Source organism: Salinicola sp. LHM (assembly GCF_034479735.1).
GTDB classification, from domain to species: domain Bacteria; phylum Pseudomonadota; class Gammaproteobacteria; order Pseudomonadales; family Halomonadaceae; genus Salinicola; species Salinicola salarius.
The window spans coordinates 3,214,565-3,229,558 of record NZ_CP140261.1 but is presented as its reverse complement, the minus strand read 5'-3'; the positions used below and the strand labels follow the sequence as shown (position 1 = coordinate 3,229,558).

Annotated in this window: 13 protein-coding genes; 2 read left to right on the top strand and 11 right to left on the bottom strand. The window is 59.3% G+C overall.

The window, feature by feature from the left end:
- Positions 1 to 18: 18 nt before the first annotated feature.
- Positions 19 to 1,770 carry a sensor domain-containing phosphodiesterase gene (locus R5R73_RS14740; protein ID WP_071229855.1) on the bottom strand — a complete coding sequence of 584 codons (1,752 nt, stop codon included), beginning with the start codon at positions 1,768 to 1,770 and terminating at the stop codon, positions 19 to 21.
- A 242-nt stretch (positions 1,771 to 2,012) separates the two neighbouring features.
- Between R5R73_RS14740 and R5R73_RS14735 the strand changes: the two genes are divergently transcribed.
- Entirely contained in the window at positions 2,013 to 2,417 is a 405-nt protein-coding gene (locus R5R73_RS14735; protein WP_282097183.1) for a transcriptional regulator, read from the top strand.
- 102 nt (positions 2,418 to 2,519) lie between these two features.
- Here R5R73_RS14735 and cyoD read toward each other — a convergent pair whose 3' ends face one another.
- The 4 genes from cyoD to R5R73_RS14715 are packed head-to-tail and all read right to left on the bottom strand — an operon-like array spanning position 2,520 to position 6,671.
- Positions 2,520 to 2,867 carry a cytochrome o ubiquinol oxidase subunit IV gene (gene cyoD, locus R5R73_RS14730; protein WP_071229853.1) on the bottom strand — a complete coding sequence of 116 codons (348 nt, stop codon included), beginning with the start codon at positions 2,865 to 2,867 and terminating at the stop codon, positions 2,520 to 2,522.
- Entirely contained in the window at positions 2,864 to 3,526 is a 663-nt protein-coding gene (locus R5R73_RS14725) for a cytochrome c oxidase subunit 3 (protein WP_071229852.1), read from the bottom strand. Before R5R73_RS14725 ends, cyoD begins: the two co-directional genes overlap by 4 nt.
- Positions 3,523 to 5,628 carry a cbb3-type cytochrome c oxidase subunit I gene (locus R5R73_RS14720; RefSeq protein ID WP_071229851.1) on the bottom strand — a complete coding sequence of 702 codons (2,106 nt, stop codon included), beginning with the start codon at positions 5,626 to 5,628 and terminating at the stop codon, positions 3,523 to 3,525. Before R5R73_RS14720 ends, R5R73_RS14725 begins: the two co-directional genes overlap by 4 nt.
- A complete protein-coding gene (locus R5R73_RS14715; protein WP_322527918.1) occupies positions 5,625 to 6,671 on the bottom strand; it encodes a cytochrome ubiquinol oxidase subunit II in 1,047 nt (348 codons plus the stop codon). The genes R5R73_RS14720 and R5R73_RS14715 overlap by 4 nt, the downstream gene beginning before the upstream one ends.
- A gap of 566 nt (positions 6,672 to 7,237) precedes the next feature.
- On the opposite strand from R5R73_RS14715, the gene R5R73_RS14710 reads away from it, so the two are divergent.
- On the top strand, positions 7,238 to 8,701 hold the full coding sequence (locus R5R73_RS14710) for a catalase (RefSeq protein WP_071229849.1): 1,464 nt from the start codon (positions 7,238 to 7,240) through the stop codon (positions 8,699 to 8,701).
- Positions 8,702 to 8,785: 84 nt separating this feature from the next.
- Here R5R73_RS14710 and R5R73_RS14705 read toward each other — a convergent pair whose 3' ends face one another.
- From R5R73_RS14705 to R5R73_RS14680, 6 genes are all read right to left on the bottom strand, one after another.
- Positions 8,786 to 10,420, bottom strand: coding sequence for a methyl-accepting chemotaxis protein (locus R5R73_RS14705; RefSeq protein ID WP_071229848.1), 1,635 nt, complete (start codon positions 10,418 to 10,420; stop codon positions 8,786 to 8,788).
- A 350-nt stretch (positions 10,421 to 10,770) separates the two neighbouring features.
- Positions 10,771 to 11,805, bottom strand: coding sequence for a nucleoid-associated protein (locus tag R5R73_RS14700; protein WP_322527917.1), 1,035 nt, complete (start codon positions 11,803 to 11,805; stop codon positions 10,771 to 10,773).
- A 110-nt stretch (positions 11,806 to 11,915) separates the two neighbouring features.
- Positions 11,916 to 12,677 (bottom strand): ABC transporter permease, encoded by a 762-nt coding sequence (locus R5R73_RS14695; protein WP_071229846.1) that lies wholly within the window; start codon positions 12,675 to 12,677, stop codon positions 11,916 to 11,918.
- On the bottom strand, positions 12,674 to 13,675 hold the full coding sequence (locus tag R5R73_RS14690; RefSeq protein WP_322527916.1) for an ABC transporter ATP-binding protein: 1,002 nt from the start codon (positions 13,673 to 13,675) through the stop codon (positions 12,674 to 12,676). Before R5R73_RS14690 ends, R5R73_RS14695 begins: the two co-directional genes overlap by 4 nt.
- 280 nt (positions 13,676 to 13,955) lie before the next feature.
- Complete coding sequence (locus R5R73_RS14685; RefSeq protein WP_322527915.1) at positions 13,956 to 14,627, bottom strand: phosphoribosyltransferase; 672 nt, start codon at positions 14,625 to 14,627, stop codon at positions 13,956 to 13,958.
- Between the two features lie 120 nt (positions 14,628 to 14,747).
- The gene (locus R5R73_RS14680) at positions 14,748 to 14,936 is read right to left on the bottom strand and encodes a DUF3008 family protein (protein ID WP_071229844.1); all 189 of its coding nucleotides are present in this window, start codon (positions 14,934 to 14,936) and stop codon (positions 14,748 to 14,750) included.
- Positions 14,937 to 14,994: the final 58 nt, after the last annotated feature.

Genomic DNA, 14,994 nt, shown 5'->3' with positions numbered 1-14,994 from the left:
CGGCCATTCAGGAGTGGTTCAGTGTCGCCGTTGGTAATTCTCCGCCCATTGAAGAGCCTCGTCGAAAGGTAGGGCGGGGCTGTAGTAGAAGCCCTGCCCTATGTCGCAGCCGAGATCCTTGAGATGCGCCTCGATCGAGCCATTCTCTACCCCCTCCGCAATGGACTGCCGATTGAAGCTCTTCGACAGACCGATGATCGCCGCGACAATGGCTTCGTCCTCGGGGTTGTCGAGCATTCCCATCACGAAGGAGCGGTCGATCTTGACCTTCTGGGTGGGGAAGGTGCGTAGGTAACTCAGCGACGATTGACCGGTGCCGAAATCATCCAGCGATAGCTGCAGGCCGAGCCGGAGGCAAGTCTGGATATTGGCGGCAATGGCTTCCATGTCTTCCTGCGGCGAGGTGCTTTCCAGGATTTCCAGCGTGAGCCGCTCCACGAAATTCCTATCGTGGTGCGAGAGGGTGCGGTGCAAATGGTCGACAAAGCCGCTATCCAGAAAACTGGATGGGTTGACGTTGACACTGACCGAATAGGGCAGGCCACGCCGCATGATCTCTTCGATAGCCGTCACTGCCTTGTCGATGACGTATTTGCCTATCTCGATGTCGAGCCAGGTGTGCTCTATCTGCGGGAGAAAGCAGCCCGGCGGCAGAATCTTGCCCGAGGGCAGGCGCCAGCGCAGCAACCCTTCGAATGCCGTCACCGTGTCGAAATGGTAGTCGATCTTCGGTTGATAGAAGAGTTCCAGCTGTTGCTGCGACAGCGCCAGACGGACCTTGCGGGCGGTGGCCAGGCGCTCGCGACGAAAGTGATGAAGTTTGAGATCGAAATAGCAGTACCCGTTCTTGCCCGACTCCTTGGCCGAGTACATGGCCTGGTAGGCATGGTGTAGCAACGCATCCGCATCCGCTTCGTCATCGGGGTAGCAGGTAATGCCCATGCTGGCGGTAAGGCTATGGACGTGCTCCTCTGTCTGGACGGGCATACGGATCTGATCGAGAATGCGTTGACTGATCGCTGGCTTCAGCACGTCGCGCAGAATGATGGCGAATTCGTCCCCTCCCAGATACGTCACCACGTCCTTGCGACGCACGGCATCGCGCAGGCGTTCGGCGATGACCTGCAGCACGGCGTTACCGGCGGCGTTGCCGTGCGATTCGTTGATGCTCTTGAACCCGTCCAGATTGATCAGACAGACCGAAAGGTTGCCCTGGGATTGCCTGGCAAGTGCCAGCTCTTCTTTCATCAGCTTCTGGAGCAGACCCCGATCGGGCAGGCCGGTCAGGGTGTCGATCTGATCGGGCGTCAGCCCTGGCGGACGTTGGGTCAGCAGGTAACGGCCGATCTCGTCCTCGATCTGGTGGGCAAGGACATGAAGCATCTCGAAATCCAGCGTCCGAGCCGGAATCGGCGACGTATGCAGGAGACAGAGCGTACCTATGCAGGATCCCTCGATGTCGCGCACGGGCACGCCGGCATAGAAGCGCCAATGGGGCGATCCGACGACCTGGGGATGGCTGGCGAACTCGGGATGAAGCGAGGCATCCTCGATGACGAAAAGTTCGTTGTGGCGCAGGGTGTGATGGTTGGGCGACAGGGCATTCGGGATATCGGTCGATACCGACCCGTCGCTGTTCCTGCACCATTGCTGATCGCTACCCACCAGGGTGAAACAGGCATCCGTTACCTTGTAATGCTGCCTGGCGATCCAGCGTACCCGGTCGAGCCATTCTTCGGTCAGTGCGTCGATTTGTCTTGTTTGGTCCATGACGTCTTGGCGCCATGTTTCGTAGCAATCCAGGTTCACGGCGTGGCACCTCATCAAAGCCTTTTACCTCGCCCCATCCCTGTGGCATTCAACGAGCATTTTCTAGTGAGACTGCGACCCAACGGCTACTATCGACTCCAAAATTCGATAGGGGGTTGAATTAATAATTCAATACAAATTTGAACTATGGTTCAACGGAAATTGAACAAATAGTTCAAATTCAATCCATGGATGAAAAAAGCATGTTCGCGTTGCGCCTAAAGGCGGCGCTTACCGCCGCTGGGTATGAACCGCGGCCTTCAGTGCTGGAGCGTGAGTTCAACTTGCGCTACTGGGGATCGCCGATCACTTTCCAGGCGGTCCGTCGGTGGTTGCGAGGCGACTCGATACCCTCGCAGGACAAGCTGCAGGTACTGGCGAGATGGTTGAGCATCGAGCCGCAGGTCTTGCGTTACGGTGAACAGACTTCGCAGGCTCACGCCCCCATGCAGGCGACCTGGATCGTACCCGTCAATGGCGAGGAAGACGAGGTGCTGCGGATCTACCGTAATCTGCCAGAGGAGCAGCGTCAGGTCTTGCGGCAAGTGATTCTGGCGTTCGCCAGGGCAAACGATCTGCAGCCAGGCGGTTCACAGGAGTCGAGCTGATACCCATCAATGGCTGGCGCCTTTCGTGCCCGAGGCGCTACGGGAAGCCGGTCCGGGATCGATCGTCGCCACGGACGGCCTGGCCACGATCGATCCATCGGATCAGGGCAACATGTCGGGCATCATCCGATAATAGAGGTTGAATAGAATCCACAGCGTACCGCCAACCATGATGGCCAGGATCAGGACGGTAAACAGGATCAACTGCAGATCCTCACGCTTGTTCCTGGCCAGCGTAATGTGCAGGAAGAAGCGGAAGTGCACCACGATCTGGATCACGGCGCAGCCGGCAATGACGAGATAGAGCGTTCCTGCTGCCATCTGCGTATAGGCCGCCAGGCCGAACGGAATCAGCGTCAGGATCAGTGCCAGCCCGAACCCCCAGAGATAGCTGCGCAACTCGCTGGATTTCTCACGCGCTTCCTGCTCGGAAAGTTGGCGATGGCTCATACGATGCCTCCCAGATACACCAGCGAAAAGATGCCGATCCAGACCACGTCCAGAAAGTGCCAGAGAATGGCCAGCCGCATCAGGCCGGTCTTGGTGGGTGGGTCGAGCCCATGCACGGCAATCTGGCCGAGCAGGGCAATCAACCAGATACAGGCCCCGATGACGTGAAGGCCATGCAAGGGCACCAGCGAGAAGAACGCCGAGAGAAAGCCGCTTCGGCTGGGCACGCCGCCTTCGGTAAACATCTTGTGGAAGTCGTAGAGTTCATGGGCGAGAAAGCCGAGGCCCAGCAGCAGCGTCACCAGTAGCCAGATGACGAGGACCTTCCGGTCGCTGCGATATTTCAGCGCCAGCGATGCCATGCCGAACGTGAAGCTGCTGGTCAGCAGCAACATCGTTTCGATGAAGGCGCTCTTGAGTTCGAACAAGTCACTGGGGCCGGGGCCTCCGGCAGTACCGCCTAGCATGGTGACGTAGGTCGCGAAGAGCAGGCCGAAGATAATCAGGTCGCTCATCATGAACACCCAGAATCCGAACACCATCTCTTCGCGAGTATCCTCGCTCTCTTGATGGGCTGGCCCGAGATTGAGGCCGGGATGATGCACGCGGTGCGGCGTCCGATTGGCGTGGCCGTCGTTTGGCTTCGTGATCGTCGTCATTGAACGGCTCCTTCCACGGGCGGCACGGGGAGCCCCCGGTTTTCCCTCGTCTGCTCTTTCGAACGGTCGACCGGCGTCGTTCGGCGCACGCATTCGATCCAGGCCAGGTGCGTGCGGCGAACTTCGTCGCCGGGTATGGTGCGCGTGGTCTTGCGCACGTAGCCGCGTGCAATGATGGCGACCAGCGTGACCATCGCCGCGAGAATCACCAGCCACCACATGTACCAGGTCAGACCAAACGCCATCGCCGTACCGGTCACCGCGATGATCACGCCCATGGCGCTGTTGGCGGGCATTTCGATATCGGGGAACTCGTCCGGTATCTGATACGCCTTGCCTTGCTCTTTCTCGGCCATGAAGGCGTCGCGGCTGAACACTTCGGGGATGACCGGGAAGTTGTATTCCGGCGGTGGTGAACTGGTCGCCCATTCGAGGCTCCGTCCATCCCACGGATCGCCGACAAAGACGTTGTTATGATGGCGGTCTCGGACGCTCACCCAGAGCTGGATCAGCAAGAACAGCATGGCAAAGAGAATGACGATCGCGCCGCAACCGGCGGCAATGGTCCAGGGCAGGTACGCGGGCTCGAAGAAGGTCAGCGAGCGGCGCGGCATGCCCAGTACGCCGAGCGCATAAAGCGGGAAGAACGCCAGCATGAAACCGATGACCCAACAGTAGGCGGCACGTCGTCCCCAGCGTTTTTCCAGACGGAAGCCGAAGGCCTTGGGGAACCAGAAATTGGTAGCCGCCAGCATGCCGAAGAGCGTTCCGGGAATCAGCATGTTGTGAAAATGAGCGATCAGGAACAGCGAGTTGTGCACTTGATAATCGACGCTCGGGGTGGCGAGAATGATGCCGGTCAAACCGCCGATCACGAACAGCATGATGAATCCGACGGCGTAGATCATGGGAGCCGATAGTCTGACTCGTCCGCGATACATGGTCAGCATCCAGTCGTACACTTTTACACCGGTCGGGATGCCGATCAGCATCGTCGCGATGCCGAAGACGGCATTGATGGCGGCGCTCTGCCCCATGGTGAAGAAATGGTGGAGCCAGACGGTAAACGAGAGGAAGGCGATACATATGGTCGCGATCACGAGCAGGGTATAGCCGTAGAGTCGTTTTCCTGAAAAAGTCGAAAATACCTCGGAATAGATACCGAATGGCGTCAGAATCAGAATGTAGACTTCGGGATGACCGAAGGCCCAGAAAAGGTTGATGTAGTTCATCATGTTGCCACCCAGATCACTGGTGAACATGTGAAAATCGAGATAGCGATCCAGTGCCAGCAGGGCAGTGGCGACCGTCAGCGGCGGCATGCCGAAGATCATCAGGATGGCGGTGCTCAGCGCGGTCCAGGTAAACAGCGGCATACGAAATAGCTTCATGCCGGGCGCGCGCTTTTTATAGATCGTCACCGCGAAATTGATGCCGGTCAGCGTCGAGGAGAGCGTGGATAGCGTCACCGCCCAAATCCAGTAGTCGACCCCGGCATCTGGGCTGTAGGACAGTTCCGTATAAGGGGGATAGCCACTCCAGCCGCCGGTGGAGAATGGCGCCAGCACCAGTGAAATCATCACGATCGCCGCGCCCGCTGCGGTAAGGCCAAGGCTGATCTGATTCATGACCGGAAACGACAGATCACGGGCGCCGATCTGCAGCGGCATGACGTAATTGATGATGCCGGTCAGGAACGGCATCGCCATGAAGAAGATCATGATCGTGCCGTGAGTCGTGAAGAACTCGCCGAAGTGTTCGGGCGACAGAAAGCCCCCGTCCAGCCCGACTGCCTGCTGCGCGCGCATGAATGCCGCTTCGATTATCGCGCGAGAGAGCATGACCATGGCGATGACGATGAACATGATCCCGATTTTCTTGTGGTCCGGACTGGTCAGCCATTCCGACCACAGATATTTCCACTTGCCCAGCCAGGTCACCAGGATCACGGCGCCGAGCACGCCCAGCACGACCATTCCAGCGGCTCCGCCGGCAATGATGCCGTTGATGATATTGAAGGTCGTCGGGTCGCGAACAGCCTCCCAGAAGGGCAGGGCATCCCAGCCCAGGCGACCGAAGACAAAGTTCCAGATATCGCTCACGTTGCCTTCTCCCCGCCGTTGTCGTCAGCTTCATCGTGAGTGTTTTCCTCGGCATCAGGGGGCGCGGGGGTAGCGTTCGAGGGTGGCATCCGTTCGTCCATGATTTTGCGATTTTGGGGTGGCGATATCGTCAGTGACGTCCAGTCGATCGGTGCGTGGTGGGCGATGGCGTCGAAGAGTCGCGACGGAATGGGCGAAAATGCCATGAGATCGCCATGCTGATAGTTCTCGATTCCCAGCATGCCAGCGAAATCGGTGGCATCGCTTTTTTCGTTCAATTGGTTGAAGCGTTGCCGGTCGAGCCGATAGCCGTCACGTCGAGCATGAGCGACGAAATCATCGAATTGCGCATCGTCGACGACTTGGGTCATGAAGCGCTGACGATGAAAGCCACTGCCGTTGTACTGCATGTTCTTGCCCTGGAAGCGTCCCGTATTGTCGGCTTGAAGATGAAGCTTCGTGACCATGCGGTTCATGACGTCGATCTGGCTGCCGAGCGCCGGGATGAAAAATGACTGCAGCACGGTGGCCGACGTCAGTTGAAACGCGATAGGGCGATCTACCGGCAATACCAGTTGACCCATGCTGGCAATGCCTTGTTCGGGATAGATGAAAAGCCACTTCCAGTCGAAACCCACCACTTGAACCTGCAATGGCTGCTTGTCGGAATCGAGCGGGCGGTAGGGATCGAGCTGATGGGTTTCTCGCCAGAGCACGACGGCCAGCACGATGACGACCACGAACGGCACGCCCCACATGGCGATATCCAGCCAGCGCGACATGGCCCAATGCGGTCGATAGACCGCATTGCCGCGGTAACGGTAGCGCCAGAGGATGATCGGGGTCTGGATGATCACCGGTAATACCACGATCAATGTGACGAACACCACGAACCAGAAATGGTGCTTCTGTGCCTCGGCGATCGGCCCCTGAGGGTTCATGAATCCCGGCAGAGAATGGCTACAACCCGAGAGCAATGCCATGACGAAGAGTATTGTCCCACCTCGACCGAGAGGGACGAACGAGTCGATGATTCCTTTCACGCCATGCTCCGTGAATGCGCCGTAATGCTTGGTGAATGGTGTGACGAACCTTAACTATAGAAACGATTTACGGTCCCGGCATTGATGTAATTTAGCCATGCGGTGGATTAGATCGATTTATAGGGTGGAGAAAGCGATTTAATGGCTTCAGGAGCGGTATCAAGAACGTCGTATGCTTCTTGATGATGGAATTTTTCCATCGTTTTGATTTTCTCTGCCTATCGGTGGATAGAGCCGATTAGCTATTGACTATCGTCAATGTCAACAGAGCCGGGCCTTTGCGACGGGAAGGCGAGGCTTCCGGATAAATTCACGCGAGGTCTTGACGCGACGATGGGGCGATCGGGCCGATTGGCTTGGTGGACAGAACAGCAATCACTATTTATACCTGACATTAACCTGTGTTGTGATGCTTCGACGATAGAGGTTCCGCGCAGGGGAGTCGAAGGTAGAGGCGATGCGCCAAACCCAGGGCCAAGCGACCGATAGAATCGGCAGTGCGAATCGCCAGATACACGATTAGCGTGGCAATGAATGCCGCGTGATGAAGATAACGGAGATAGCCTGTGACTAGCGACAATCGCAAACCGACGACGACAGAGGCCGGTATTCCGGTAGCGAGCGAAGAGAATGCGCTTTCCGTCGGCCCTGATGGCCCGATCGTGCTTCACGATCATTATCTGATGGAACAGATGGCGGCATTCAACCGTGAAATGATTCCGGATCGTCAGCCGCACGCCAAGGGCGGCGGTGCTTTCGGCCATTTCGAAGTGACGCATGACGTCAGCCGGTATACCAAGGCCAAATTCCTGCAGCCGGGCAAGAAGACCGAGATGGTCGCGCGCTTCTCGACCGTTGCCGGTGAATCCGGCAGCCCGGATACCTGGCGCGACCCGCGCGGCTTCGCGCTCAAGTTCTATACCGAGGAAGGCAACTTCGACATGGTGGGTAACAATACCCCCGTCTTCTTCGTTCGCGATCCGATGAAGTTCCAGCACTTCATCCATTCCCAGAAGCGTCGTGCCGACAATGGCCTGCGCGATCACGACATGCAGTGGGACTTCTGGACTCTGGCGCCGGAAACGGCCCACCAGGTGACCTGGCTGATGGGCGATCGTGGTGTGCCTGCCACCTGGCGTCACATGAATGGCTACTCCAGCCATACCTACATGTGGGTCAACGCCGAGGGCGAGCGCTTCTGGGTCAAGTATCATTTCAAGACCGACCAGGGCATCAAGTGTATGACCCAGGAGCAGGCGGACCAGATGGCCGGTAGCGATGCCGACTACCACCGCCGCGACCTGTTCAACGCGATCAAGCGGGGCGACTATCCGACCTGGACGCTACACGTGCAGATCATGCCGTTCGAGGATGCCAAGACTTATCGTCTCAACCCGTTCGACCTGACCAAGGTCTGGCCGCACAGCGACTATCCGCTGATGGAAGTCGGCAAGATGACGCTGGATCGCAACCCGGAAGATTTCCATGCCCAGATCGAGCAGGCCGCCTTCGAACCCAACAACATGGTTCCCGGTACGGGACTCTCTCCGGACAAGATGCTGCTGGCACGCTCCATCTCCTATGCCGATGCGCACCGCGCACGTCTCGGGGTGAACTACAAGCACATCCCGGTCAATACGCCCAAGTCGCCGGTCAACAGCTATGGCAAGGGCGGCGCGATGCGCATGCGAAATGCCAGCGATCCGGTCTATGCGCCCAACAGCAAGGGCGGGCCCAAGGCCGATTCCGCCCGTTATCCGGAAGACGCGGTCTGGTCGGCGGATGGCGAATTCGTCCGCACGGCCTACACGCTGCGTCCGGCGGACGACGATTTCAGCCAGGCCAACGACCTGATCAACAAGGTGATGGACGACGCGGCCCGAGACCGCCTGGTCAGCAACGTCGTCGGCCACGTTTCCAACGGTGTCGAAGAGCCGGTACTCTCGCGCGTGTTCGAGTACTGGCGCAACATCGACGAGACCATCGGCCGTCGTATCGAGGAAGGCGTCAAGGCCAACCGCGGGAAGTGATGATGGCCTGACGATATGGGTCCAGGTATGTAAAGAGGCCCCGTTCACCCTTGGTGAACGGGGCCTCGTCATGTCATGGACCCGTCAGAAACTGGTCCACTCTTCTATCTCTTCCTTTGGCTCCGTCGACGTCCTTTTGACAGGACGAGCGGAACGAGCCAGTGTCGGAGAAGCGGCGGATGCGAGAGGCGGACGATGATTCGCCGTGGCGGCAATCTCCGGGTAGCCGTGGAAGAAAGCGATCTCGCGGGCCAACTGCTCGGCCTGGGTCTGCAAGCCTTCGGTCACGTTGGTGGATTCCTCGACCAGCGACGCGTTCTGCTGGGTGACGCTATCCATCTCGCCGACCGCCAGGTTGATCTGCTGAATACCCGTCGACTGCTCACGGCTGGCCACGGCGATTTCCGAGACCAGATCCGTCACCTTTGCCACGTTATTGACGATATTGGCCAGCGTCTCGCCGGAGCGATTGACCAGTTCCGATCCGCGTGCGACGCGCTGTGCGCTCTCCGATACCAACTGCTTGATCTCGCCGGCGGCATCGGCGCTGCGACTCGCCAACTGGCGCACTTCCTGGGCCACGACCGCAAACCCTCGCCCTTGCTCGCCAGCGCGGGCCGCCTCGACGGAAGCGTTGAGCGCCAGAAGATTGGTCTGGAAGGCGATCTCGTCGATCATGCCGATGATGTTGGCGATCTTCTGGCTGGAGCTATCGATCTCCTGCATGGCGCTGATCGCTTCACTGACCACTTCGCCCCCTTTCTTGGCTTGGGTGCTCACATCGCTGGCGAGGTTGTCGGCCTGCGCCGCGTTGTCGGCATTCTGGGTGACGGTATGGGTAATCTGCTCCAGGGCGGCAGCGGTTTCCTGCAGACTGGCGGCCTGCTCCTGGGTGCGCTGACTGAGATTTTCATTGCCGGCCGCCAACTCCGCGGAGATCGATTCCACGCTTCGCGCGTTCCGGGCGACTTCGCTGATGACGCTGGAAAGTCTATTTCGCATCTCGGCCATGGCATCCAGCAAGCGGCCGAATTCATCGTGATATTTGACGCTGAGACGCACGCCGAGATCGCCCTTGGCCAACGATTCGGAAAAATCCGTGGCCTCTTTTAGAGGGCGGAGAATACCGCGGCTCAGCCACCAGCCAATGAGGATGGCCACCAGCAGACCGATGGCGATGACGGCGATGACGATATTCAGATTGGTTTCGTAATTGGTGACGCTCCGATCATAGTTATCCAGCGTTACCTGGCGCGCCATTCGATACAGAGACGTCACGGCATCGTAGACTTCTTCATAGCGCTGATTGATTGCGGCTTTCGTGGCCTGTTCACTATCCAGTAGTTCGCGCAGAGACTGTGCGGCACGGAGGTAGCTCTTGGCTGCTTCCCGTTCCGCGTCGCTGGTGACCAGTGCTGGATAGTAGTTCTGCCAGGCCTCGTCGATGCGTTGGCGGTTCGCCTTCACGTTCTGCCGCTGTTCGGCGGTCAACGTCTTGGTACCGACCTCTGCATAGATCGCGCGATTGTCGCCAAAGGTGGATCTCACTGTCGCGAGATAGATCATCGCCTGCAGATTCTTCTCGACGATGGTCTGTATGGACTGCTGCGTATGCTGATTATTGAGTACACCTTGGCCCCCGATGCCGATCAGCAACGCAATCATGAGTCCTAGGGCTATCACCAGCCTGGCTTTGACGCTTTTCCCAAGTTTTGACATTCAGTTCACCTCGCCCGAATTTTTTTAATTACTTTTTTCTGTTGGACGCGTGTCTTCTCTTACGGATAGATTGGCGTGCCAATATAGTTATCGGCGCGGCGCGAGATAGGTTTAGGTGATTGATATTCAGGCCTTTTTTTGCCGGCTGCAAAAAAAATTGTCATTGCATGAGGGTCGGAAGGGGAGGTTGCGATGGCTCGCTTCTGAATCCTGACGAGAGCGGAGGGATTGGCGCCCCGCCAAAACCCGCCCGGGAGGAGGGTTGATACCCTCCTCTGCGATATCGACGATGGCGGCGTCGGCCGAGCGGAGATCGGCAACGCGGCAGGAACGAGAGGTATGCCCTGGCGTCAGCCCTTGCGCTGCTTGATCTGATCCTTCAACTGCCCGGGGACCTGCTTGATGATCAGGCGGTCGCGCTCGTCATCGTATTCGATGCTGTTGCCGAGCAGGTGCGAATCGAAGCTGATCGAGACGCCGCTGGCGCGGCCGGCAAAGCGCTTGAACTGCTGCAGGGTACGCTTGTCCGGCGGAATCTCGGCGGCGAGGCCGTAGTCCTGATTGCGGATATAGTCATAGAACGCCTTGGGTTGCTGCTCGTCGACCAGTTCCGACAGTTCGTCCAGCGTGATCGGCTCGCCGCGCTTGGCCTGGCCGTTGGCGTAGTCGATCAGCGCTTCGGTCTTCTCCCGGCTGGCCTCTTCGGGCAGGTCCTCGCTTTCGACATAATCGCTGAACGCCTTGAGCAGGGTGCGGGTCTCGGCACCGGCATTGACGCCTTCCTGGCAGCCCAGCCACTCCCGGAACGCTTCGACCAGCTTCTTGTTGCCCCGATCCTGCACGTAGGTGATGTACTGGCGCGACTGCCCGCGCTGCCACTGGGTCAGGTCGATCCGTGCGGCCAGCATCAACTGGCCAAGATTGAGCTGCTGGACGGCAACGAGGTTGAGATCGTCATCGAACCCGTAGCCGTCACGCTGATGGAGCATGGCCAGCGTCAGAGTTTCCGCCTCGCCCTGACGGGAGTGCACGAACCACCAGTGGCCGCCGATCGAAAGATGCGCATCGAGCAACGGCATCAGGCTTTCGGTGGTCTGGCGGGTAAAGTCGGTAAAGTCGATTTCCCCGCTGCGATAGCGCTCAAGCTCGAAGGCGAAGCGTGACGATGACGCAGGCGCCGCTTCGCTGTCTTCGCTGTCTCCCTCCACGCCGGCTTCGCTGAAGTGCCCCCATGCCTTGGGCTTGCCGTGAAAGCTCGAATTGAAGTTCGCGAACAGCGAGTCCGCGATTGCCGTGTCGGTCATCGCCTCGCCGCAGGTCAGCGTGGCGGGTTGTTCGGCGCTCTGTTTATCGATGCGATGGGCGCAGGCTTGCAGTATCGGCATGACGTGACTCGTGAAGCGGTGGGGGCGGGCCGCTGGGCAGCCCGCCAGGGTAAACGATGGCTTATTGCTGTGTGTTTCGGGCTATCGGCTACGGGTTGCGAGACCATGAACTAGGGGCGGAGGCGGTAGCCGGTGCGGAATATCCAACTGATCACGGCCAGGCTGACCGCCAGGAACACGCCGATCATGACCAGGCTGGCGACCACGCTGACATCGCTGATGCCGTAGAAGCTCCAGCGAAAGCCGCTGACCAGGTAGACCACCGGGTTGGCCAGGGTCACCGCCTGCCAGAACGGCGGCAGCATGTCGATGGCATAGAAACTGCCGCCGAGGAACGTCAACGGCGTGATGATCAGCAGCGGCACCAGCTGCAGCTTCTCGAAGCTGTCCGCCCAGATGCCGATGATGAAGCCGAGCAGGCTGAAGGTGATCGCGGTCAGCAGGAGAAACAGCAGCATCATGAAGGGGTGCTGTATATGCAGATCGACGAAGAAGTTCGCCGTGCCGAGAATCACCAGCCCCAGAATCGCGGACTTCGACGCGGCGGCGCCGACATAGCCGAGCACGATCTCGAAGTACGAGATCGGCGCCGACAGCACTTCATAAATGGTGCCGGTGAACTTGGGAAAGAAGATCCCGAACGACGCGTTCGACACGCTCTGCGTGAGCAGCATCAGCATGATCAGGCCGGGCACGATGAAGGCGCCGTAGCTGACCCCTTCGACCTCCTGAATGCGCGAACCGATGGCGGCGCCGAAAACGACGAAGTAGAGCGATGTCGAAATGACCGGCGAGATCAGGCTCTGCAGCAGCGTGCGCCCGGCGCGGGCCATTTCGAAGAAATAGATGGAGCGGACGGCTTGCAGGTTCATTGGCGCTCTCTGACCAGGTTGACGAAGATATCTTCCAGCGAACTTTGCTTGGTATGCAGATCCTTGAAGCGAATCCCGGCGGCCTCGATCTCGTTGATCAGCGCACTGATGCTGACATGGTCGCTGTCACCGGCCTCACTGGCGTCGTAGGTGTAGACCAGTACGTTGCCGTTCTCCGCCAAGGTCAGCGGGTAGTGGGCCAGCGCCGGCGGCACGCTGGCCAGCGGCGTCTGCAGGTGCAGCGTCAACTGCTTGCTGCCGAGTTGCCGCATCAGGGTCGCCTTTTCCCGTACCAGCACGATCTCGCCGCCATTGATGACGCCGATGCGGTCGGCCATCTCCTCGGCTTCCTCGATGTAGTGCGTGGTCAGGATGATGGTCACGCCGCTATTGCGAAGCTCCCTGACCACCTCCCACATGTCACGCCGGAGCTCGACATCGACACCGGCGGTGGGCTCGTCGAGGAACAGGATTTCCGGCTCGTGGGCCAACGCCTTGGCAATCAGCACGCGGCGCTTCATGCCGCCGGAGAGCGTGATCAGCTTGTTCTTGCGCTTGTCCCATAGCGACAGCGCCTTGAGCACGCGCTCGATATGAGTGTCGTTGGGGGCCTTGCCGAACAGCCCGCGACTGAAGCGCACCGTGTTCCATACGGTCTCGAAGGCATCGCTGGTCAGCTCCTGCGGCACCAGGCCGATCTTGGCCCGCGCGGCACGATAGTCGGTGACACTGTCGTGACCGTCGACCGTCACGCTACCGCCGGTAGCGTTGACCAGCCCGCAGATGATGCTGATCAGGGTCGTCTTGCCGGCGCCATTGGGGCCGAGCAGGGCGAAGATCTCGCCGCGCTGGATCTCCAGGTCGATCTGCTTCAGCGCCGAGAAGCCGGAATCGTAACGCTTGGAAAGGCCGCTGATGGCGATCACCGGGGAAGGGCGCGCGGCAGGCGTCTCGGTGCGCGACGTGGGTTCCGGGGCTATGGGCGTCTCGTGACTCATGCAAACCCTGCTTCGTGACGGCGTTAGGGGCCGTTATTGTAGGCGAAAAGCGGGCTCGTCTGGAGTCATCATCGGCCACGGAGAGAAAACGCGCCGGATCGAACGGCGGCATGGGTGCGTCGCATGTGATGAGTGGGCTGAACGAACTGGAAGGACTGGAGGAACTGGAGGAACTGGAGGAAAGAAACGGGTGAACAGGTCACGGCGGGACGAGATCGGGAAACGTCGTGGTTCATGCTGTGTCCGGTCGAGCTTCAGGCGCCTGTAGCCTGTCCGGAGGTCACGACTCGGGAGCCTTGGTCTGTGCCAGCAGCTCGATCACCTCTTCGTCGGTGGTCTGGTCGAATTCCTCGTAATGACTGCCGACGGCGCTGAAATCGATCGGTGCCGAGAGGCAGACGATCTCATCGGCCCAGTCGCGAAGCTGGTCCAGTGCCTCTCTCGAGGCAACCGGCACTGCCAGTGTGACATGCCTGGCGCCCTGCTTCTGCATCGCCTCCAGCGCGGCCCGGGCGGTGCCTCCCGTGGCGATGCCATCGTCGACGACGATCACCGCGCGTCCGGCGACATCGACGGCGGGGCGGTCGCCCAGGTAGCGGGTCCGGCGGCTTTCGATCGTCTTCAGCTGACGCGCTTTCTCGTCCGCGAGATAGGCATCCGATGCACCGGCCATCTCGACCAGTTCGGCATTGAGATACAGCTGGGGAGGATCGCCATCCACGACCGCACCGATACCGAATTCCGGACGGCCCGGTGCCCCGATCTTGCGTACCATGATCAGGCTCAATGGCAGATCCAGCGTTCGGGCGATTTCGAAGGCAACGGGGACACCGCCGCGCGGTAGCGCCAGGACGAGATCCGCTCTTGGCGCATCGATCAACTGCTCGGCCAATTGACGCCCGGCATCGCGGCGATCGGCGAAGCGTGGGATGACGGTGAAAGAATGACGCATCGGCCGTCTCCTGAATCCATGAGGGCCTTGGCTTGGTGCGACCATAGCTAGGTGCGACCACGGGCCGCGCAGCGCCTCGGTAAGCGAACCGCGAAGCTCGCTATCCGCAATGTTCGAGATTCAGGATTTGTGATTGTGCTTGGGTTTGTCCTTGCGAGAGGCCGATGCCATCTTCTCGAGTTCCTTTTCATCCATCGAATCGTACATCGACTTCGATGCACCCTTGAGTTCGCTGGCCTTCTTCTCGCCACGTTTGGCAGCGAGCGCGGCACCAGCGGCCATTTGCTGGGATTCGGACTTGGCTGGCATGAGCTGTCTCCTTCGTGTCGGCACCTTTGGCTATTCGTTGGCGTTGAACCGCCTATTC

Excerpts from the sequence above, each read along its gene's own strand:
- R5R73_RS14735 (WP_282097183.1), top strand. The coding sequence starts at position 2,013 with ATGTTCGCGTTGCGCCTAAAGGCGGCGCTTACCGCCGCTGGGTATGAA.
- R5R73_RS14700 (WP_322527917.1), bottom strand. The coding sequence starts at position 11,805 with ATGCCGATACTGCAAGCCTGCGCCCATCGCATCGATAAACAGAGCGCC.
- R5R73_RS14740 (WP_071229855.1), bottom strand. The coding sequence starts at position 1,770 with ATGGACCAAACAAGACAAATCGACGCACTGACCGAAGAATGGCTCGAC.
- cyoD (WP_071229853.1), bottom strand. The coding sequence starts at position 2,867 with ATGAGCCATCGCCAACTTTCCGAGCAGGAAGCGCGTGAGAAATCCAGC.
- R5R73_RS14695 (WP_071229846.1), bottom strand. The coding sequence starts at position 12,677 with ATGAACCTGCAAGCCGTCCGCTCCATCTATTTCTTCGAAATGGCCCGC.
- R5R73_RS14705 (WP_071229848.1), bottom strand. The coding sequence starts at position 10,420 with ATGTCAAAACTTGGGAAAAGCGTCAAAGCCAGGCTGGTGATAGCCCTA.
- R5R73_RS14725 (WP_071229852.1), bottom strand. The coding sequence starts at position 3,526 with ATGACGACGATCACGAAGCCAAACGACGGCCACGCCAATCGGACGCCG.
- R5R73_RS14690 (WP_322527916.1), bottom strand. The coding sequence starts at position 13,675 with ATGAGTCACGAGACGCCCATAGCCCCGGAACCCACGTCGCGCACCGAG.
- R5R73_RS14680 (WP_071229844.1), bottom strand. The coding sequence starts at position 14,936 with ATGCCAGCCAAGTCCGAATCCCAGCAAATGGCCGCTGGTGCCGCGCTC.
- R5R73_RS14685 (WP_322527915.1), bottom strand. The coding sequence starts at position 14,627 with ATGCGTCATTCTTTCACCGTCATCCCACGCTTCGCCGATCGCCGCGAT.